A 19,597-nucleotide genomic window follows, 5' to 3' on the forward strand; every position below is an offset into this window, starting at 1 on the left:
GCTGCCGAGACACTCTAATCAGCCGGGGCAGGCCTGAAAACGCCGGGAGAAACGCAAAGGGCGCCTTTTTCATAAGCGCCCTGGAGACTTGCTTTGCGTCGAGCGATATCGCGCCGGCGGCTCAAAGCGCGTTGAAGGTCTTCTTTTTGCCGTCGTGAGTCTCGATCGTCACAGTGCGAACATACCCGCAACCGAAACCGGGGAAGGTCAAGCCGCCATTGTTCGCCGGAATGCTGAATTTGTCGCCCTTATTGTAGGCGTGATGAAGAATCTTGTCAGTCGCCGCGACGTCGCAGTCGCCGCCGTTCACGGAGATCGAGTCGAGGACGACATTGTCTTTCTTCGCCTCGCATTTCACGACTCCATCTTTCTTGGCGCAATCGACGGCGTCATCTGCGGCGCGGGCGACTCCGGCGAGCGCAGGTATGAGAACAAGGGCAAGGAGGAGCTTCTTCATGGGGGACTCAACGAGTGAGGAAAGGGCCGCGGCCCGGGACGCCATCGCAGAGCACGCCGCCACTACAGTTTCATGACGGCGCGGTTTCCCGCGTGCGGCGTTTAACGTGGCGAACGCTGAAGCCTTGCTACCGCCGGACGCGCGCGCTACGTTGCCGACAATGGCGAGGGGCGCCGCGCGTCGCGGCTGAGAAGCACCCGTCGAACCTGATCCGGGTCATGCCGGCGGAGGGAATGCCAGGGTAGGGCGGGTTCGCGCCCTACTTCCCGATTCCGCTTCCTCGGCTGGCCTCTCATCCGCTCCCCTTGAAGGAGCGCGATCCTAGGGAAGCGCGACCATGAATCTCCACGACAAACGCACGCCGCTCAGCGTCACCGCCGGCCCCATCGGCAAATCGCGCAAAGTCTATTCCTCGCCAGCCGGTCGCCCCGACATTCGCGTGCCCTACCGTGAAATTCCGCTCGATCCTTCGAGCGGCGAGCCGCCCCTGCGCGTTTACGATCAGTCGGGTCCGTATGGCTGCGATAACTTCGCGCCGGATCTTTCCGCCGGTCTGCCGGCGTCGCGTCCGTGGCTCGCGACGCGCGCCGGGTTGGAGACCTACGAAGGCCGCGCCGTAAAGCCCGAGGACAACGGCTTCGCCGAAGGCGACCGGCTCGTCCCGCCATGCCCGGCCGAGCGCAGGCTCTATCGCGCCGCCGGCTCGGCGCCTGTCACGCAATTGGAATTCGCGCGCGCCGGCGTCATCACCGAGGAGATGATCTATGTCGCGCATCGGGAGAACCTCTGCCGCGAGCGCGCGCTCGACGCCGCCAAAGAGCGCATCGACGACGGCGAGAGCTTCGGCGCGTCCATTCCAGAATTCGTGACGCCGGAATTCGTTCGCGACGAGGTCTCCCGCGGTCGCGCCATCATCCCGGCCAACATCAATCACCCGGAACTCGAGCCGGTCATCATCGGCCGCAATTTCCTGGTGAAGGTCAACGCCAATATCGGCAACAGCGCTGTGACCTCCTCGGTGGCGGAGGAAGTCGAGAAAATGGTCTGGGCCTCGCGTTGGGGCGCCGACACGGTGATGGACCTCTCCACGGGCCGCAACATTCACAACATCCGAGACTGGATCATCCGCAATTCCAGCGTGCCGATCGGCACGGTGCCGATCTATCAGGCGCTGGAGAAGGTCGGCGGCGACGCGCTGAAGCTCGATTGGGAAGTCTTCAAGGACACGTTGATCGAGCAGGCGGAGCAGGGGGTCGATTACTTCACCATCCACGCCGGCGTGCGCCTTGCCTATGTGCCGCTCACGGCGAACCGCGTCACAGGCATCGTCTCGCGCGGCGGCTCGATCATGGCGCGCTGGTGCCTCTCCAAGCACAAGGAAAGCTTCCTCTACGAACGCTTCGACGAGATTTGCGACATCATGCGCAAATACGACGTCTCATTTTCGCTGGGGGACGGGCTGCGCCCCGGCTCCAACGCCGACGCCAACGACGCGGCGCAATTCGCTGAGCTGGAGACGCTCGGCGAACTGACGAAAGTCGCTTGGGAAAAGGGCTGTCAGGTCATGATCGAGGGCCCCGGCCATGTGCCGATGCACAAGATCAAGGCCAATATGGACAAGCAGCTCGCGGTCTGCGGCGAGGCGCCGTTCTACACGCTCGGCCCGCTCGTCACCGACATCGCGCCGGGCTACGACCACATTACGTCTGGCATCGGCGCCGCGATGATCGGCTGGTTCGGCACGGCCATGCTCTGCTACGTCACGCCAAAGGAGCATCTTGGCCTTCCGGATCGTGATGACGTGAAAACGGGCGTCATAACCTACCGCATTGCCGCCCACGCCGCCGACCTCGCCAAAGGCCATCCCGCCGCCCGCGCGCGAGACGACGCGATGAGCCGTGCGCGTTTCGATTTCCGCTGGACGGATCAATTCGAGATCGGCCTCGACCCCGACACGGCCCGCGAATATCACGACGAGACGATGCCGAAGGAGGCGCACAAGGTCGCGCATTTCTGCTCCATGTGCGGGCCGAAATTTTGCTCGATGCAGATCACGCAGGATCTGCGAAAGGAAGCCGCCGAGATCGCGGAACGCGAGAAGGGCATGGCGGAGAAAAGCGCGGAGTTTCTGGAGAAGGGGGCGCAGATCTACGTGCGGGAGTGACCCTTGCGCCTGCCTTCGCGGCTCATACTCGCCACGCACAAGCTGCCTCGCTGTTTTTTTTGGCGAGGAATGCGCCCATATTGACGACAAACCGCCTGTATCCGCCGGGGAATTGGCGTGACACTTTGATTACGAAAGCCGGCTGTCCCGCGCCTGTCGCCGGCGGCGCGAAATCAGAGGAGGAACGCCATGGCCAATCAAGATTCGAACCTTCCAAAGGACAAATACACCGGCATGCGCGAATTCGATTTCGCCATCACACCGAATGTCATCATCTGTGCTGCCGCGGGAGCCGTTCTCGGGCTCATTCTGGCTCTCTGGGGCACGACCGACGTCGGCATCGTCGCGGCGACAGTGATCGTCTTTTCGATCCTGTCTGGGATATTCGGCATGTTCGTCTGAAAGAGATTGGTTTCGGCAGCTCCGAACGTCCCGGAGAGTGCGCTCGGCCTTCCAAGGCCGGGCGTTTTTTTTAGCTCAGCTTCGGCCGCGGTCGTTGACGCGCACCACGACCGATCAGGCCGTGGATAACGAGAGCAAAAAACACACGCTTCATTCGATGCTCAACTCCACGAAGACGCCACATCTTCAGAGACGGACAGTCGTATCTCGACGATATGCGACTGAACTGATCTCCATTTCACACTATTGATTGAAGTAATTATGTTTATAAAAAATTATTGTGAAATATTTGATTGTACATAAAAAGAGATAAACATCACGTTTACATGGATTTTTCGATATCTTTACGTGTGGTCTTATAAAATATATCTCCTACGATGCTGGCGTCCTGCCTGAAAATCATGCTTACAGCTTTCCAGTTCCAGCGCCTGGCGTATTTTTCTGTGCGCTTCCCGCCCTCTGGAGGCCGGCTGACAAACGCGCCTGGAGGCGCCAAAAAACGGTGGGAGAAAACGCATGACAGATACGAAGCGCGCCGCCGTGATCGGCGTCGTCACCGCCTCCGACCGCGCCAGCGCGGGGGTTTACAAGGATGAAAGCGGACCGGCGATCGAGGCCTATTTGACCGCCGTCCTGACCACGCCTTTCCGCATTGAGCGGCGTATCATCCCCGACGGCTTCGAGACCGTGCGCGACACTTTGATCGACCTCGCCGACAATGTCGGCTGCGACCTCGTCGTCACCACCGGCGGAACAGGGCCGAGCCCGCGCGACCTCACGCCGGAGGCGACCCTTGCCGCCTGTCCGCGGGAACTGCCGGGATTCGGGGAGCGGATGCGGCAGGTTTCCTTGTCGCAGACGCCGACCGCGATCCTCTCGCGGCAGCTCGCCGCCCATCGCGGCAAGTGTCTCGTGATCAATCTGCCGGGCAAGCCCGCCGCGATCGAACTCTGCCTCGACGCGGTGATGCCGGCCGTGCCGTACTGCCTGGACCTCATCGGCGCGGCCTATATCGAAACCGACCCAGCGCGAGTGAAGGCGTTCCGGCCCAAGCCGAAATAACCGTCCGTACGGGCAGGCGTTCGCGCGTGGCGCGACAATGCGAAGGCTTCTCTTAACGTCTTCCCGTCTGTATAGGGAGATGCGCGTAAAGCGGCGCGAGTCGCCCGTGCGCGCGTCGTCGACACTGCCGCAGGCGGGGGCTGCAAGACATGAGCGATTTGCGTCTGGTCGTGGTGGGCGCCGCGGGCCGTATGGGCCGTATGCTGACGCAAACCATCCCCGACACGGTGGGCGTGCGGCTGGTGGCGGCGCTGGAGGCCGAAGGGGCGTCCTGCCTCGGCGCCGACAGCGGCGCCGCTTTCGGGCAGGGGCCCAATGGCGTGCCGGTTACGAGCGACGTCGCCGCCGCTCTCGCGCAGGCCGACGCCGTCATAGACTTCTCCGCGCCTGCCGCCACGGTCGCCATGGCGATGGCCGCCGCGAAGGCGCGCGTCGCCCATGTCATCGGCACGACAGGGCTTTCCGACGCGGACCTCGACGCCATCGCGGCGGCTGCGCGCGAGACGGTCGTCGTGCGTTCGGGGAACATGAGCCTCGGCGTCAATCTGCTTGCCGTGCTCGTCGAGCGCGCGGCGCAGGCGCTCGGGCCGGCCTGGGACGCCGAGATCGTCGAAATGCATCACAAGCTCAAGGTCGATGCGCCGTCCGGCACGGCGCTGCTGCTCGGCGAGGCCGTGGCGAAGGGCAGGGGGATCGCCCTCGCGGAACACAGCGCGCGCGGGCGCGACGGCGTCACCGGCCCGCGCAAGGCCGGCGACATCGGCTTCGCGGCGCTGCGAGGCGGCACGGTCGTCGGCGACCACACGGTGATCTTCGCCGGCGCCGGCGAGCGCATCGAATTCTCTCACCGGGCCGAGGATCGCGGCATTTTCGCGCGCGGCGCGCTCGCCGCGGCGCTCTGGACCCGCGGAAAGGCGGCGGGACTTTATTCCATGGCCGACGTGCTGGGCCTCACCAGCGCCTGAGTTCTGCGGGACACCAATGAGCATGAATCGCACTCTTGTCCTCGTCCGGCACGGCCAGAGCGAGTGGAACGCCAAAAATCTTTTCACGGGCTGGAAAAACCCGGATCTCACGCCGCTGGGCGTGGAGGAGGCGCGGCGCACGGGCCGCGAATTGCGCCGGCTCGGCCTTCAGTTCGATATCGGCTTCACCTCCGCCCTGCTGCGCGCGCAGCACACCTACGACCTGATCGTCGAGGAACTGGGACAGCAGGGCCTGCCCGCCCTGCGCGACCGGGCGCTGAACGAGCGGCATTACGGCGATCTCTCCGGCCTCAACAAGGACGAGGCGCGCGAGAAATGGGGGGAGGATCAGGTTCACCTGTGGCGCCGCTCCTACAGCGTGGCGCCGCCGAACGGCGAAAGTCTCAAGGACACTGTCGCGCGCGTCGTGCCCTTTTACGTGCAGAAGATGCTGCCGCTCGTTTTGCGCGGCCAGCGGGTTCTCGTCGCCGCCCACGGCAACAGCCTGCGCGCGCTCTGCATGGTGCTCGACCAGCTCTCGCCGGAGAGCGTCACGACTCTCGAACTCGCCACCGGCGAACCGATCATCTACGAGCTCAACGCCGATTCGACCGTCGCGTCGAAGCAGGTGCTGGAGCGCTGACGGCGCGCACGGACGCCCCTACATAGAGGCATGTCCGAAATCGCGCCCGGCGCCTTTCATTATCCCGGATTTCTCGACGCCGCCGCGCAGGAGCGATTGGCGAGAGACATCGCGGACGTCATCGCCCGTGCGCCGCTCTACGTCTCGCGCATGCCGAAATCCGGCCTGCCAATGTCCGTCCGCATGACCAATTGCGGCGCGCTTGGCTGGATGAGCGACAAGGAACGCGGCTACCGCTACGAGCCCCGCCACCCCGAAACCGACGCGCCCTGGCCGCCGATTCCGCGGAGGCTGCTCGACGCGTGGACCATGTTGACGCGCTATCCGAAGCCGCCGGAAGCCTGTCTGGTGAACGTCTATTCCGGCGACGCGAAGATGGGCCTGCATCAGGATCGCGACGAAACCGACTTCGATGCGCCGATCCTCTCTCTGTCGCTCGGCGCCGACTGCCGGTTCCGATTGGGCGGAAAAAGGCGCGCCGACAAGACGATCGTCGTTACGCTCGCATCCGGCGACGCGTTCGTGCTCTCGGGACCGGCGCGGCTTTGCTTCCATGGCGTGGATCGCGTCGTTCCGTCTCTTCTCACGCCCCTGCCCGCACCGCTCGCAGGGCTTGGCGCGCGGGTGAATCTCACGCTGCGCCGCGTGACATGATCGGGAGCTGAAGATGCAGTTCAGGTCAGGTTCACCAGCGTCGGGATAATGTCCCGAGCGGAGACGGAGAGTGGCGTATTGTGTCAGGGCGGCCCTTCTTGTAGTTTCCAAAGCGTCTAAAAAGCGCCCGCACGGCGCCAGTGTTTGGCAGGCGCGTTTCAAAAACAGGCGGTCGCTGAGGGGCCGCCGAGGATGAGGAAAGGATCAAGGATGAAGACGATTTCCCTGCTGACGTTCGCTGCGAGCGTCGCTTTCGCCGCTTCCGCCAGCCAGGCTTTCGCCGCCGGCGACGCCGCCGCGGGCGAAAAGGTCTTCGCCAAGTGCAAAGCCTGCCATCAGGTCGGGCCGGGCGCCAAGAACGCCGTCGCCCCGGAGCTGAACGGCATCAGCGGCCGCAAGGCCGGCTCGGTCGAGGGTTACAACTACTCCGAGGCGATGAAGGGCTCGGGCATCACCTGGGACGAGGCGTCCTTCAAGGAGTTCATCAAGAACCCGAAGGCCAAGGTCGCCGGCACCAAGATGATCTTCCAGGGCCTCGCGTCGGAAGGCGACCAGGACAACGTCTGGGCGTATCTGTCGCAGTTCAAGGCCGACGGCTCGAAGTAATCCAGACGTCCCAGCGGCATTGGAAAGCGGCCCTGATTCAGGGCCGCTTTTTGTTTCATAAATGCAACAGTCAAGAAAATAAGTAATGTCTTAAATGAAACAATTCCAACATGGGATTTGATCTGTTTCCTCCAATTGAGATGACAAAATTACAAGATTTCCAAGCTGTCTTGCGCCCCGTTGACCGTTCAGATTACGCGGGAATACTCAAAAGCATGAAGCGGCCCGGTTCTGACTGAAATCGGGCGTCTGATGTTCGAGAGGAGCCCTCCGCGATGCGTTTTCCCCCCGTCGTGAAAAAAGTCGAGCGATCGCTCGTAAGCCTGTGCGCGCTGTCGGCCGCCCTAGCGCTGACGGAACGGGCGGCGTTTGCGCAGCAGTCCTTGCCGACGATCGACGTCGGCGGCGCGCGGCGCACGGCGACCCGCGCGCCAACCCCGCGGGCGGCGCAGGCGAATCCGGCCGCGCCCGCCGTCGCCGACCGCACGCCGGTGGTCAGCGCGCCGCAGCGCGCGCCCTTCGTTCCCCAGGGCGAGCACATCTGGCGCGGTCCGACCGATGTCCATGGTTATTTCGCGGGCGGCACCTCGACGGCGACCAAGACCAACACCAAGATCATGGACATCCCGCAGTCCGTCACGATCCTCACCAAGCAGCAGCTCGAGGATCGCAACAGCCTGACGTTGAATCAGGCGCTGCAATATGTGCCGGGCGTGACGGTGGCGCAGGGCGAGGGCCAGCGCGACCAGCTCACCATACGCGGCCAACCGACGACGGCGGATTTCTATACCGACGGCGTGCGCGACGACGCCGAATATTACCGTGATCTCTACAACATCGAGGCGGTCGAGGTGCTGAAAGGGCCGAGCGCGCTGATTTTCGGGCGCGGCGGCGGCGGCGGCGTGGTCAATCGCGTCACGAAGAAAGCCGATGGCGAGACTCTGCGCAGTATGCAGGTGAGCGCCGGCAGCTTCGGCCGCAAGCGCGTTTCCGTCGACGTCGGGCAGGCGATCGCGGATTCGCTGGCCTTCCGCGTCAACGGGCTATACGAACAGTCCTACAGCTATCGCAATTTCTTCAATCTCGAACGCTACGGGATCAACCCGACCTTCACGTGGAAGCCGTTCGAGAAAACCTTCGTCACGCTCAGCTATGAGCATTACTTCGACCGCCGCTTCCTAGACCGCGGCGTTCCCTCCGTGAGCTTCGATCAGTCGCCGCTCGCGCTCGCGGCGCGCGGGCTCGGTCTCGGCAATTATTTCCCGGGCTATCCAGCGCCGGTCGACAACTGGACGTTTTTCGGCAATCCCGACAATAATTATTCGAAGGTGGACGTCGACCGCGCCGTGCTGGCGATTGACCACACGACTGATTTCGGCCTCAACATCAAGAACCAGACGGTCTTCGCGAATTATGCAAAATATTACGCGAACACCTTCGCCAACGGGGCCGTCGCCTTTACGGGCTGCGGCGCGGTTCCGGCGCCGTGCGTTCAACTCTCCGGCTACGACAATGAGACGCCGCGTCAGAACATCTTCAACCAGACGGATCTGACCTATACGCTGCACATGACGCCGGACATCAAGCATACGCTTCTGGCCGGCATGGAATTCGGCAACCAGAAATCCGACGGCAACCGCAACAATGCGCGCTGGGGCAACTTCTTCACGGGATCGTCGAATTTCAACACCTTCATCGGACTGCCGACGGTCTACTGGCCGGTCGTCTACAACAACCCGAATTTCCGTCGCCACACCGACCTCGACCTCGCGGCCGGCTATGTACAGGATCAGATCAGCGTCACGAAATATGTCGACGTCATCGCCGGCGTGCGGTTCGACAGCTTCAATCTGAAGTTCGTCAACAATCTCCCCAATCCGACGCCGACCCTCGACAACTACTGGGGCCAGACGCTGATCAGCAATACCAACCGCTGGTCGCCGCGCTTCGGCCTCGTGGTGAAGCCGTTCGAGCAGTTGTCGCTCTATGGCGCCTATTCGCGCTCCTTCCTTCCGCCCGCGGGCGATCAGTTCAATACGCTGACGATTTCCGCCTCCAATCTCCAGCCGCAGGGATTCGAGAACTTCGAGGCGGGCTTCAAGGCGGAGATCACCCCGACGCTGCTCTTCACCGGCGCGCTCTATGATTTGCGCCGCACCAATCAGGCCATCGCGGTCAACGCCTTCTACAATGTGCTGACCGACACGCGCACGGTGGGCGGGGAACTCGGCCTCGTCGGCTATGTGACGAAGGAGTGGCAGGTGTCGCTGGGCTACGGCAATCAGCACGCCTATGTCACGAGTTCCGACCGCGTGCCGGCGATCGCTGGCGGCGCGGTTCTCTTTTCGGAGAAGGGCAAGGTCGTGCCCTCCGTGCCGCAGAATACCTTCTCATTCTGGAACAAATACGACGTCTCGTCGCTCATCGGCTTCGGGCCGGACTTCCTGGGTCTCGGCGCGGGCGTCGTCTATAACGCCAAGTTCTACGCTGCGCTCGACAATACGGTGATCGTGCCGGGATACGCCCGCGTCGACGGCGCCGTCTATCTCAAGCTCAACGAGAACTGGTCCGGCCAAGTCAATATCGAGAATATCCTGGGCGCGAAATATTACGCCTCGGCGCACAACAACAACAATATCATGCCCGGCGCGCCGACATCCGCCTATGTGACGATCAACGCGAAGTTCTGAGACGACTCTCCCCCGGCGCTTTTTCGGCGCCGCGGGATAGGATATGCGTCATCCGATCCAGGACAGGCTCGACCGTGACGCGCAAACCCGACGAAATTTCTTCCGATCTGATGCAGCCCCTAGAGACGCTGCCGGTGTTCTTTCCGCTTGCGGGCAAGCGGGTGGTCGTCGTCGGCGACGGGGAGGGGGCGGCCTGGAAAGTCGATCTCGCCGCCGCGACGGGCGCCTGGGTCGACGTTTTCGGCCGCGACCCCTGTGACAGGCTGCGCGAGATCGTCGCCGCCCGCGAGAATGTCGCGCTCCATGAGCGGGCCGTGACGCCGGCGGACTTCGAGGGGGCGGCGCTGGCCTTCGGGGCCACCTTCGACGACGGCGAGGCGGAGGCGGCCCGCAGGGCGGCGGATGCGGCGGGCGTCGCGCTCAATCTCGCCGATCGGCCGGCGATGAGCGACTTCATCATGGGCGCGATTGTCAACCGTTCCCCGCTCGTCATCGGGGTTTCAACGGGGGGAGCTTCGCCGGTGTTTGCGCAGGCGGTGCGGGGGCGCATCGAGTCGCTGGTGCCGGCGACCTTCGCCGCCTGGGCGAAGGCGGCGCAGGACTGGCGCCCGCAGATTCTGGCGTCGGGGCTCGACTTCCTGGCCCGGCGCGACTTCTGGCGGCGCTTCACGCGGCTGGCCTTTCGCGACATCGAACGCGCGCCCTCGGAGCAGGATCGCGCGGCGCTTCTGAAAGAAGCGCGCGAGGCGAGCGACGCCGCCGCGCGCGGCCGCGTGACGCTCGTCGGCGCGGGACCGGGCGATCCGGAACTGCTCACGCTCAAGGGGATGCGCGCGCTTGCCGGGGCGGACGTCGTCCTGTTCGACGATCTCGTGCCGGCGAGCATACTGGACTTCGCGCGCCGCGAGGCGACGCGCATCAATGTCGGCAAGCGCGGCTATGCGCCTTCGGTCCGGCAGGAGGAAATCACCGCGCTTCTCGTCGAACTGGCGCGGGCGGGCAAAAACGTGGTCCGGCTCAAGGGCGGCGATCCGCTCATCTTCGGCCGCGCCAACGAGGAAATCTCCGCGCTCCGTCAGGCGGGTTTCGAGATCGAGATCGTTCCCGGCGTCACGGCTGCCTGCGCGGGCGCCGCCGCGCTCGGCGCGTCGCTCACGAGCCGTGAGACCGCTCGGCGCGTGCAGTTCATCACCGCGCATACGAAAGACGGGGATTTCCCCGAAGATTTCGACTGGGGCGCGCTCTCCGACCGGCGCGCGACGACCGCGGTCTATATGGGGAACCGCACGCTGCCGGCGCTCTCGCGGCGTCTGCTGCAGGAAGGCATCGCGCATGACACGCCGGCGTTTCTGATCGAACGCGCCTCCACGCCCGAGGAGCGGATCATCCGCGGCACGATTGCGGATCTGCCTGAAAAGGCTTCCGGCGCAAAGATTGCCGGACCGGTGATGGTGCTGATCGGCTGGGCGCTGGTCGAAAGCTGAGCGCGGGAGCGAGCGGTTATAACGCTCATTAATACGACCTGCCGTCACAACTTCGAAGGGCGTTTGCCCTGGATGGGGCGCCGCCTTACGCCGGGCGGACGAAAATCGCGTCGATCCGTGCGGAGTCCCGCGCCGAACGAGGCGACGTTGAGCACGTCTTACGTAAGGCATACAAACAAAAAATATGAATTACGTATTTAATAAATATATTGCCTGCCAAAGATCGCCAGGAAAATAAAAATATATTTAAATTCAATAATTTACGAATTACGTATCTCATAATTATTGTGCCGCCCGTTTGGGGCGACGCAAAAAACCGCGCCGATTGCTCGGCGCGGCTCTTCGTGAGCTCGGCTGCAGCCTCTGGCGTGTGAGCGGCTTACAGGCTTGGCCGCCCGACACGCGCTCCCGCCCTAATTTCGGGAGCGTCCCACATGACGCGGGCGTAACCGCCCGGCGCTTCCGGCAGAAAATTTCCGGTTTGGCAAGCTAGCCTCCTGAGCCTTCGTCTTCATCCCCCATTTGGGGTATGCGCGTCATTCCTCGGGCTTGTCGGCCGCCGCAAGGACCGCCACGCGGCTCAGCAGCGCAACGAGTTCGCTCTGGCGGGAAATTCCCGTCTTGGCGAAGACCCGTTTCAGAACCGTGCGCGCCGTGCTCTCCGCAATGCCCAGCCGCTCCGCCGCCGCCTTCGGCGCGACGCCGAAGCCGACAAGCGCCGCTACGCGGGCTTCCCCAAGCGTGAGGCCGAGAAAATCCCGCAGCAGGGCGGGGTCCGCCGGCTCATCCGCGTTCGGCTCGAAAAGGAGAATTATCGCCCGCGCGCGGGTCAGAAGCGTGTCAGCGGCGACCGGGCCGCTCATGGCCGGGAAGCAATAGGCGATGAGCGGCGGAAACGGCGCGGGCCTCGGAATTGCGAAAGGCTTGAGCGCCGCGTTCGCATCGGTCGCCGGGCCGCCTGCCGCGAGAGCGCGTCGGATCGCCTCTCGCGCCTGAGGCGAGGCGAGCCGCAGCTCATCGTCGGCGCCGCGCAGGAGAAGCGCCTTGCGCGCCGGCTCGTTGGAAAAGACCGCCTGTCCGGCTTCGTCGACGGCGACCACGCCGATGTCGAGGCGTTCCAGCGCCTCGCTGAGACGGATACTGAGCCGTTCCGCTTCAAACAGGCGCAGCGACAGCCGGAAGGCTTTTTCCACATGGCGAGCGAGAGCGTGAACGACATCCAACTCCTCGCGCGTGAACGGAGGCTTCGCCTTCGCCCGCTGCACGCTGATCATGAGACTGACCTTTGGTTCGGGCGCCACGCTCGCCGCGCCGAACCAGCCAATGCCGAGACTGGGCAGGAATTGCGTGTAGATCGGGTGCGTCTCGATCTCCTCCGGCGTGGCGACGTCCGCGTCGCACAGCACGTCCTTCTCGCCGGCGTAAAGCGCCTCGGCGCCGCGGATGGTGCGGATGTCCAGGCGCCACCAGTGCTTTTCGAAGGCTTCCTGCCCATGCTGGAGGGACGGCGAGACGATCGTGCCGAAGCCCTCGCCCTCGCGCCGCCAAATGAGCACCGCGCCCACATCGCCGAAGACGCCGGCGATCGACTGCAGCGCAACGGGCCAAAGCGAGGGATCGGCGGCTGCAGAGTAAATGGCCTCGACGGCGTGGCTGAAACGCTTGTCCATGATCGGAAATCTTCAATGAAAACGAAGCCGGCAAATAGAGGTTAGCGCGACGAACTCCTATTCAAGAAGAGCGATTCTCGCCGCGGCTTTCAGCAAATGCTCCTCGTCCGGTTTCTCAGCCTTCACGACGTCGAGCCCCAGCGCCTCCAGCGGCGCCGCGACCTCTTGGGAAAGCGCGACATGCGCGATGGTCGTGAGCCGCGGCGCCAGTCCGGCGGCTTTCGCCAGCGCGAGAAAAATTTCCACGCTGCGGCGGGAATAATGCAGGGCGACGTCGATCTCGCCAGCGGCCAGCGCCGCCCGCGCGTCCTCGGAGAGCGTGCCGGCCGCTTGCGCCGCGTAAACGTCAACCGCCGTGATCGCATGCCTGGCCGCACGGAGTCCCGCCTCGAGCGCGGCCTGACGGTCCCTGCCCGCTAGATAGAGGAAATGCGCCGGCTCGGGATAGCGGGCGAGCAAGAGCGGCAGGATCGCCTCCGCATTTCCGGCGACGATGTCCGGGCGCCATCCGCGCGCCTCGGCGACCTTCGCGGTCTTGGCGCCGACGGCGTGGAGAGACAGGGCCCTGAAAGCTTCCGCCTCGGCCCCGGCGCATTCAATTCCCTTGGCGCTCGACGCCAGAACGGCGTCGTAGTCTCCGGCGGGAATCGACGCGCCAGTGGCGGCGATGTCCAAAACGGGAGAGAGCACGGGCGCAAAGCCCATGGCCCGCAATTTCCCGGCCGTTCGCGCCGCGTCCTCTGGTGCGCGCAGCACGAGGACGCGCGTCACATCAGCCCCGCGACGCCATGAGGAAGCTTCAGCGCGATTTCGTTTCCGGCGTCCGCGCCGATCATCGCCGCGTCGATGGCGCGGCCCTTGCGGCGCGCGCTCCACATCTCGCTGCCGTCGGCTTTCAGCACCTCGCCGTAGAAGGACAGGTCGCCGCCGGCGACGGCCGCATGGCCCGCGATGGGCGTCCGGCAGGAACCGTCGAGCGCCGACAGGAAGGCGCGCTCGGCGGCGAGCGCGAGGCCCGTCGCTTCGTCGAGGAGGGGCGTGAGCGCCTCCCGCGTTTGTGGATCGTCCGCGCGCGCGGTGATCCCGATCGCGCCCTGTCCGACGGCGGGCGGGAAATCCTCGAGCGGCAGAAGCGCCGTGGCGCGGTCGGCGAGGCCGAGGCGCTTGAGGCCCGCCAGCGCAAGCAGCGTGGCGTCGATCTCTCCGCTTTCGACCTTGCTCAGCCGCGTGTGGACATTGCCGCGCAGCAGCGTCGTCTTCAGGTCCGGGCGTTTGCGTTTGACCTGAGCGGCGCGGCGCAACGAGGCCGTGCCGACCACGGCGCCCGGGGGCAGGGAGTCGATCGTCGCGCCGCCCCGACCGATCCAAGCGTCGCGCACGTCCTCCCGCGGCAGATAGCCGGCGATGACGATTTCGGCGGGAAGATGCGTCGGCAAGTCTTTTGAGGAATGGACCGCAAGGTCGATCCCGCCGGCGACGAGGGCCGAGTCGAGCTCCTTCGTGAAAAGCCCCTTGCCGCCGGATTCGGAAAGCGGGCGATCCTGAATCTGGTCGCCGGTCGTCTTGATGATCTCGACCGCGAAATGGTCCTCGCCGATGCCATGGGCTTTTGCGAGTAGGGCGCGAACCATATGGGTCTGCGCGAGCGCGAGCGGACTGCCGCGTGTGCCGATGCGAAGGCTTTTGACCGTCATGAACCGTTCCAGCGTAAGAGGCGGTCGGACTATAAGGGCGGAGACGGGAAGGGCAAGCCGGCGGACTCGTCCTTGCTTGCCCGGGCGCCGCGAGGGCGGTTTTTTGGACGGTAAAACCCTATCCCCCTACCGCTGGGCCGTGCTGGCGCTCGCGACGCTGGCTCAGGTCGGCGGCTGTTTTCTCGTGCAGGGCCTCGGCGCGCTGGGGCCGGCGTTGCAGGCGGCGTTTGCGCTGGACGCGGCGCAGGTGGGCCTTGCCATGACCGCCGCGCAGACGACGCCCATCGTGGGCCTCCTCATCGCCGGGGCGCTGCTCGACCGTTTCAGCGAGCGGCTGATCGTCGGGACCGGCGCGGCGATGGTCGCGGCCGCGCTCTTTGCGGCGGCGCGAGCGGAAGGCTACGGCGGCGTCCTGTTCTGGCTTGTCGTCGCCAGCGTCGGCTATTGCACGGTGCAGCCGGGCGGCGGGAAGGTGGTGGCGGCTTGGTTTTCGTCGGATGCGCGCGGCTTCGCGATGGGCGTGCGGCAGGCGGGCCTGCCGCTCGGCGCGGCGCTCGCGGCGCTGATCCTGCCCGTCGTCGCGGCGCGCGACGGCTGGCGCGCGGCCTTCGATCTCGGCGCCTCGGCGGCGCTTTTGAGCGGGCTTCTCTTCGCCTTCGCCTACCGGGCGCCGCCCGACGCTTTGCCGGAACGCAAGCGCGCGCGGGGACTGTGGCGGGATAGACTGAAGGAGATCGCGCCGCGCCTGCCGCGCATCGTCTGGCCGGGCGTGACGCTCGTGAGCGTGCAGTTCTGCATCACCGTCTATCTGCCGCTCGATCTGCGCGACCGATTCGGCGCGCCGCCCGAAACCGGCGTGAAGATTCTCTTCGCCGCGCAAGTCGCCGGCGCGCTGGCGCGCATCCTGCTCGCCGCCTGGAGCGACCGAAGCGCGCGGGGCCGCTATTTTCCGCTCGCCGTCAGCATGACGGCGATCGTGGCGGGGATCGCGGCCTATGTCGCCGCGCCCGGCGCGCCGCTTTGGGCCGTCGCGCTCGTCGCGGGCTGGCTCGGATTTTTCGGTTTCGGCTGGTACGGACCCTGGATCGCGCTCGTGAGCGAAGCCGCGCCGAAGGGCGCAGTCGGCTTCATGATCGGCCTCGCCATGGCGATCAATCAGATCTTCGTGGCGCTCGCGCCGCCGGCCTTCGGCGCACTGCGCGACGCGACGGGAACTTTCGCATGGGGATGGGGCGCGCTCGCGTTCGGCGTTCTCGCGGCCCTGTTGCGGGCTAGTCCGCGCTCGGCAGGCGGCGCATGACGAATTCGATGCGGCCGTCGTCGAGTTCGCGCCAGAACTCGATCTCGGTCATGTAGGCCGCTTTGGGATAGCGGTCGAACCATTCGCGCGCCTTCGCGCGGGCGTCGAGGCGCGGCAGCGTGAAGGTCTCGCGCCGCCAGCCGTCGGCGCCGGCGCGGCTCTTGCCGGCGAGCCTGCGCGCGATGTCTCTCGGCGCTTTCGATACGCTCATACTGACGCTCCCGCGATCGCGAAAGGATAACGCGCGCCGGCCGGAAAGGGGAGTCGCGATTCGCGAATGGGAACCGCTCGCGCCGCCGCCTTCCCCGGCTCGACCCGAGCCTTTATCCTCGCGCATGTTTCAGGGAGATGAACGAATGCGGCGCCTGCATCTTGCGATCCTTTTTTGTCTCGCCGCCGCGCCGCCGGCGCGCGGGACCGCCAATCTCGACTGCGAGATCGCCGACAAATCCGTCGTCGGCCGCATCGGCGCGATCATGGGAACGCTTCCCGGCCTCATGCAGATGGAAGGCGCCTTCGAGCCTCGCGCCGCGGGAGTTCCCGAGGATTTCCGGAAAGTGACGCTCTCGGGCGAAAATCTGCCGCATAGCTGGGTGCGCGGAAGGGATATCCGGCTTCACGCTTACAAGGAACGGGAGAAGGGGGCTTTCGGGAGCTTCGAGCTCGTGATCGAGGCGAAAGGAACCGGCGAAACCTATCGCGGCGGCTATGAACTGACGGTCCGCTTCATGCCGATGTAGGGGGCTCCGGAGGCGAAGACGATCACGCTGAAGGGCAGGGCGTCCTGCACCCTCGGCTGACTCGGCGCGCTTGTCGCTTTTCGCCGCTCACGTCTCACAAACGAACCGCGACCGTCGAATGGGCGCATCCCCCGCGCAACTTGGCGGGCGCCAGACTTTCCCGCGCCGCGAAAGGACGCTAGACCAACGTCATGAGCGACCGCCCCACCTATATGATCTCCACCGCCATTCCTTACGCCAATGGCGCGCCCCACATCGGCCACGCCTACGAGCGCATTGCGACGGACGCCTTCGCGCGCTTCAAACGGCTGGATGGCTATGACGTTCTGTTCATCACAGGCATGGACGAACACGGCCAGAAGATGCAGCGGACGGCCGAAAAGGAGGGGCTGACGCCGCAAGGGCTCGCTGACCGCACCGCCGCGCAGTTCGCCCGCATGGGTGAGGCGCTGAACGCCCGCGCCGACGACATCGTGCGCACCACCTCGGCGCGTCACAAGGAGACCGTGCTCGAAATCTGGCGGCGCATGGAGGCGAATGGCGACATTTATCTCTCGAAATACGCCGGCTGGTATTCGGTCCGCGACGAGGCCTATTACGACGAGAGCGAACTCGCGGAGCGGGACGGCAAGAAATACGCGCCCACTGGGACGCCGGTCGAATGGGTGGAGGAAGAGAGCTGGTTCTTCCGCCTCTCGGCCTATGCGGACCGGCTGCTGGCCCATTACGAGGCCAACCCGGATTTCATCACGCCCGAGCATTACAGGAACGAGATCGTCGCCTTCGTGAAGCGCGGCCTCTCGGATCTCTCCGTTTCGCGCACCACTTTTGACTGGGGAATTCCGATCCCGCCGAGCCCGCAGACGACAGCCAATCATGTGATGTATGTCTGGGTCGACGCGCTGACCAATTACATCACGGCGACAGGCTGGCTCACTGGCGGAGACAAGGCGCGCTACTGGCCTGCCGACGCCCATGTCATCGGCAAGGACATCACCCGCTTCCACGCCATCTACTGGCCGGCCTTCCTGATGTCGGCGGGCGCGCCGCTCCCTAAGCGGATCGTCGTACACGGCTTTCTGTTCTCCCGTGGCGAGAAGATGTCGAAATCGCTCGGCAATGTCGTGAGCCCGCAGGATTTGATCGACCGCTATGGCGTCGACCAGCTGCGCTACTTCTTTCTGCGCGAAATTCCCTTCGGTCAGGACGGCAATTATTCGCATGAAGCCATCGTAATGCGGATCAACGCCGATCTCGCCAACGATCTCGGAAATCTGGCGCAGCGCTCCTTGTCGATGATCGCCAAGAATTGCGCGGGCGCCGTGCCGAAAAAGGGCGCGTTCACGGACGCGGATCGGGAGATTCTCGCCCAGGCGGCGGGCGTGCTGGCGAAGGCGCGGGCGGCGATGGACGCCTACCAGCCCCACCATGCGCTTGCCGAGATTTTTCGCGTCGTGGCCGAGGCCAACCGCTATTTCGCGGGGGAGGAGCCCTGGGCGAAAAAGAAGACCGATCCGGCGCGCATGGAGACGATCCTCTACGTGACCGCCGAGACGCTGCGCCGCCTCGCAATCCCCTTGCAGCCCTTCATCCCCGAGGCGGCCGGCAAGCTCCTCGACCTGCTGGACGTCGGCCCGGACGAACGCGACTTCGCCCATGCGGGGGAGGCCAACGCCCTGCAGGAAGGCGCCCCGCTGCCGCCGCCGGCGCCGGTGTTTCCGAGATATGTGGAGGAGGAGGGGGCCGGTTAGCCCTCAATCGAAAAGCGGCAGGTCCAGCTCCGGCCTTCGAATCGTTCGCCTCTTCGGTCGAACCAGACCGCTATTTCGCACGAAATCTAGGCTTTCTGCGATCAAGGTAAGCCTGTCTTGAAGCCGGGAAGGGGACCAGAGTTCAAGCGACTCGAGCGAAAATCGCTTTACCACGCGCGTGCCAGTAAGTGGGTCAGCGCTTACATCTACATACTCGACATCCGACTTCGTGCCGTAGAATTCAGTGTCAAGTAGAAAAGTCTTATGGATGGTGGCTACCATCGCGATTTGCTCTCGGTTGAGCGCAAAACCTTTTCGCGGCTGCAAATAGAAAAGCTTCACAGTGCCATCCTCAACGAAAAAGAAGGGCACTCGATAGCCTGAATGGAGATCGCGCCCGAAGGCGAATTGGCGACGAGGAAGGTCGAATACCTGGGTGGAGCGCCCGAAGGCCACAGGTGCCGCAAGCCTTACAACTTCTTCATTTGAAATACGGCCTTGTTTTGTTTTCTCCCGAACGCAAGACGCCGTCAGCGCACTCAGTCTATGTAACCCCTTGTATCCTTGCTTAACGGCACGTGTGCTTGAGAGGTAATTCCAAGGGGTGCTGTCAGCATCGTAATAGCCGAGCCAATACGAGATCATCTCTTTTCGGGTTGAGCCTTCGGCCCGAGCCAATTCTGGCACAGGGGGTACCGGTAGATTAGTCATGCATAACCTTTCTTTTGTTTCTCGCTTCGTCGCTTTGCCTCCTCCCCAAACCATTTCATTATTAGTTCATTGGGGATTACCATCCCAGGTACCGCGCGCTTTTCTGCCTCACTCCATATAGTATGCCATGGCGAACCTTCTTCATGCGTCAAATCTGAAAGTGTAAAGGCGTGAAATCTCGAATAGTAATCGAAAATGTTTGCAAGAAATTTCTCCGTTTCATCGTCAAAGTGATAGGGTGTTTCCTCGAAAATACAAGTTTCGATATTAAATGAAGTGAGTTTTTCTGAAATTGGCCGCGCGCCTAGTCCTTTTAGTTGCTCGTACACAACCCGATTCACCGGTCCATGCTTCCAAGCTTCAAACGGCTGTGCGATTAAAGGCCGCTGATACTTTGCTAGATGCCAAGCATGAGCGAAATACAACACCTTTAGCAGTGTCATGACGGTTAGTTCCATCGAGTGCCGCGTGGCTCGATCGATGAAAAAGTTTGCTGCCGCTCGCGCGTCGTGGATCATCATTTAATGCTAGAACGTAATGGGAACGCAGCGCAAGGCCCAAACTCCGCCCGTCCCCAACATGCTGCCATTGCGGCGTCACGCCG

The 19,597-nt window shown here is 64.0% G+C and carries 19 protein-coding genes and 1 riboswitch; of the genes, 12 read left to right on the forward strand and 7 right to left on the reverse strand.

What is annotated here, in order from left to right; translation table 11 throughout:
• Positions 1-121: 121 nt before the first annotated feature.
• Positions 122-457 (reverse strand): hypothetical protein, encoded by a 336-nt coding sequence (locus tag ACV959_RS09165; protein WP_475736312.1) that lies wholly within the window; start codon positions 455-457, stop codon positions 122-124.
• A 156-nt stretch (positions 458-613) separates the two neighbouring features.
• A riboswitch (TPP riboswitch) is annotated at positions 614-708 on the forward strand.
• A gap of 86 nt (positions 709-794) precedes the next feature.
• On the opposite strand from ACV959_RS09165, the gene thiC reads away from it, so the two are divergent.
• The 9 genes from thiC to cysG all read left to right on the forward strand — a co-directional run bounded on the left by thiC (position 795) and on the right by cysG (position 11,127).
• Positions 795-2,621: a phosphomethylpyrimidine synthase ThiC gene (gene thiC, locus ACV959_RS09170; protein ID WP_475736313.1), complete on the forward strand. Its 1,827-nt coding sequence runs from the start codon at positions 795-797 to the stop codon at positions 2,619-2,621.
• A 189-nt stretch (positions 2,622-2,810) separates the two neighbouring features.
• Entirely contained in the window at positions 2,811-3,023 is a 213-nt protein-coding gene (locus ACV959_RS09175; protein WP_475736314.1) for a hypothetical protein, read from the forward strand.
• Positions 3,024-3,539: 516 nt separating this feature from the next.
• Positions 3,540-4,085, forward strand: coding sequence for a molybdopterin adenylyltransferase (gene mog / locus ACV959_RS09180; protein ID WP_475736315.1), 546 nt, complete (start codon positions 3,540-3,542; stop codon positions 4,083-4,085).
• 149 nt (positions 4,086-4,234) lie between these two features.
• On the forward strand, positions 4,235-5,050 hold the full coding sequence (gene dapB / locus ACV959_RS09185) for a 4-hydroxy-tetrahydrodipicolinate reductase (protein WP_475736316.1): 816 nt from the start codon (positions 4,235-4,237) through the stop codon (positions 5,048-5,050).
• 16 nt (positions 5,051-5,066) lie between these two features.
• Positions 5,067-5,693: a 2,3-bisphosphoglycerate-dependent phosphoglycerate mutase gene (locus ACV959_RS09190; RefSeq protein WP_475736317.1), complete on the forward strand. Its 627-nt coding sequence runs from the start codon at positions 5,067-5,069 to the stop codon at positions 5,691-5,693.
• 30 nt (positions 5,694-5,723) lie between these two features.
• Positions 5,724-6,347, forward strand: a complete 624-nt coding sequence (locus ACV959_RS09195; RefSeq protein ID WP_475736318.1) for an alpha-ketoglutarate-dependent dioxygenase AlkB family protein — start codon at positions 5,724-5,726, stop codon at positions 6,345-6,347.
• A 210-nt stretch (positions 6,348-6,557) separates the two neighbouring features.
• Complete coding sequence (locus ACV959_RS09200) at positions 6,558-6,953, forward strand: cytochrome c-554 (RefSeq protein WP_475736319.1); 396 nt, start codon at positions 6,558-6,560, stop codon at positions 6,951-6,953.
• A 275-nt stretch (positions 6,954-7,228) separates the two neighbouring features.
• Entirely contained in the window at positions 7,229-9,643 is a 2,415-nt protein-coding gene (locus tag ACV959_RS09205) for a TonB-dependent receptor (RefSeq protein ID WP_475736320.1), read from the forward strand.
• 74 nt (positions 9,644-9,717) lie between these two features.
• Positions 9,718-11,127, forward strand: coding sequence for a siroheme synthase CysG (cysG, locus tag ACV959_RS09210; RefSeq protein WP_475736321.1), 1,410 nt, complete (start codon positions 9,718-9,720; stop codon positions 11,125-11,127).
• A gap of 536 nt (positions 11,128-11,663) precedes the next feature.
• On the opposite strand, the gene ACV959_RS09215 is transcribed toward cysG, so the two are convergent.
• The 3 genes from ACV959_RS09215 to hemC are packed head-to-tail and all read right to left on the reverse strand — an operon-like array spanning position 11,664 to position 14,491.
• Complete coding sequence (locus ACV959_RS09215) at positions 11,664-12,797, reverse strand: helix-turn-helix transcriptional regulator (protein WP_475736322.1); 1,134 nt, start codon at positions 12,795-12,797, stop codon at positions 11,664-11,666.
• A 57-nt stretch (positions 12,798-12,854) separates the two neighbouring features.
• Complete coding sequence (locus tag ACV959_RS09220; protein ID WP_475736323.1) at positions 12,855-13,568, reverse strand: uroporphyrinogen-III synthase; 714 nt, start codon at positions 13,566-13,568, stop codon at positions 12,855-12,857.
• Positions 13,565-14,491, reverse strand: a complete 927-nt coding sequence (hemC, locus tag ACV959_RS09225; RefSeq protein ID WP_475736324.1) for a hydroxymethylbilane synthase — start codon at positions 14,489-14,491, stop codon at positions 13,565-13,567. Before hemC ends, ACV959_RS09220 begins: the two co-directional genes overlap by 4 nt.
• 103 nt (positions 14,492-14,594) lie before the next feature.
• Between hemC and ACV959_RS09230 the strand changes: the two genes are divergently transcribed.
• On the forward strand, positions 14,595-15,791 hold the full coding sequence (locus tag ACV959_RS09230; protein WP_475736325.1) for an MFS transporter: 1,197 nt from the start codon (positions 14,595-14,597) through the stop codon (positions 15,789-15,791).
• Here ACV959_RS09230 and ACV959_RS09235 read toward each other — a convergent pair.
• Complete coding sequence (locus ACV959_RS09235) at positions 15,763-16,002, reverse strand: hypothetical protein (RefSeq protein ID WP_475736326.1); 240 nt, start codon at positions 16,000-16,002, stop codon at positions 15,763-15,765. The genes ACV959_RS09230 and ACV959_RS09235 overlap by 29 nt on opposite strands.
• Positions 16,003-16,147: 145 nt before the next feature.
• On the opposite strand from ACV959_RS09235, the gene ACV959_RS09240 reads away from it, so the two are divergent.
• Positions 16,148-16,531 carry a hypothetical protein gene (locus ACV959_RS09240; RefSeq protein ID WP_475736327.1) on the forward strand — a complete coding sequence of 128 codons (384 nt, stop codon included), beginning with the start codon at positions 16,148-16,150 and terminating at the stop codon, positions 16,529-16,531.
• A gap of 191 nt (positions 16,532-16,722) precedes the next feature.
• The gene (metG, locus tag ACV959_RS09245) at positions 16,723-18,282 is read left to right on the forward strand and encodes a methionine--tRNA ligase (RefSeq protein ID WP_475736328.1); all 1,560 of its coding nucleotides are present in this window, start codon (positions 16,723-16,725) and stop codon (positions 18,280-18,282) included.
• A gap of 3 nt (positions 18,283-18,285) precedes the next feature.
• Here the strand turns inward: metG and ACV959_RS09250 are convergent, their stop codons facing one another.
• The gene (locus ACV959_RS09250; RefSeq protein WP_475736329.1) at positions 18,286-18,993 is read right to left on the reverse strand and encodes a hypothetical protein; all 708 of its coding nucleotides are present in this window, start codon (positions 18,991-18,993) and stop codon (positions 18,286-18,288) included.
• Positions 18,990-19,436 carry a Panacea domain-containing protein gene (locus ACV959_RS09255; protein WP_475736330.1) on the reverse strand — a complete coding sequence of 149 codons (447 nt, stop codon included), beginning with the start codon at positions 19,434-19,436 and terminating at the stop codon, positions 18,990-18,992. Before ACV959_RS09255 ends, ACV959_RS09250 begins: the two co-directional genes overlap by 4 nt.
• Between the last annotated feature and the right edge of the window lie 161 nt (positions 19,437-19,597).

Source organism: Methylocystis sp. Se48, assembly GCF_056269425.1.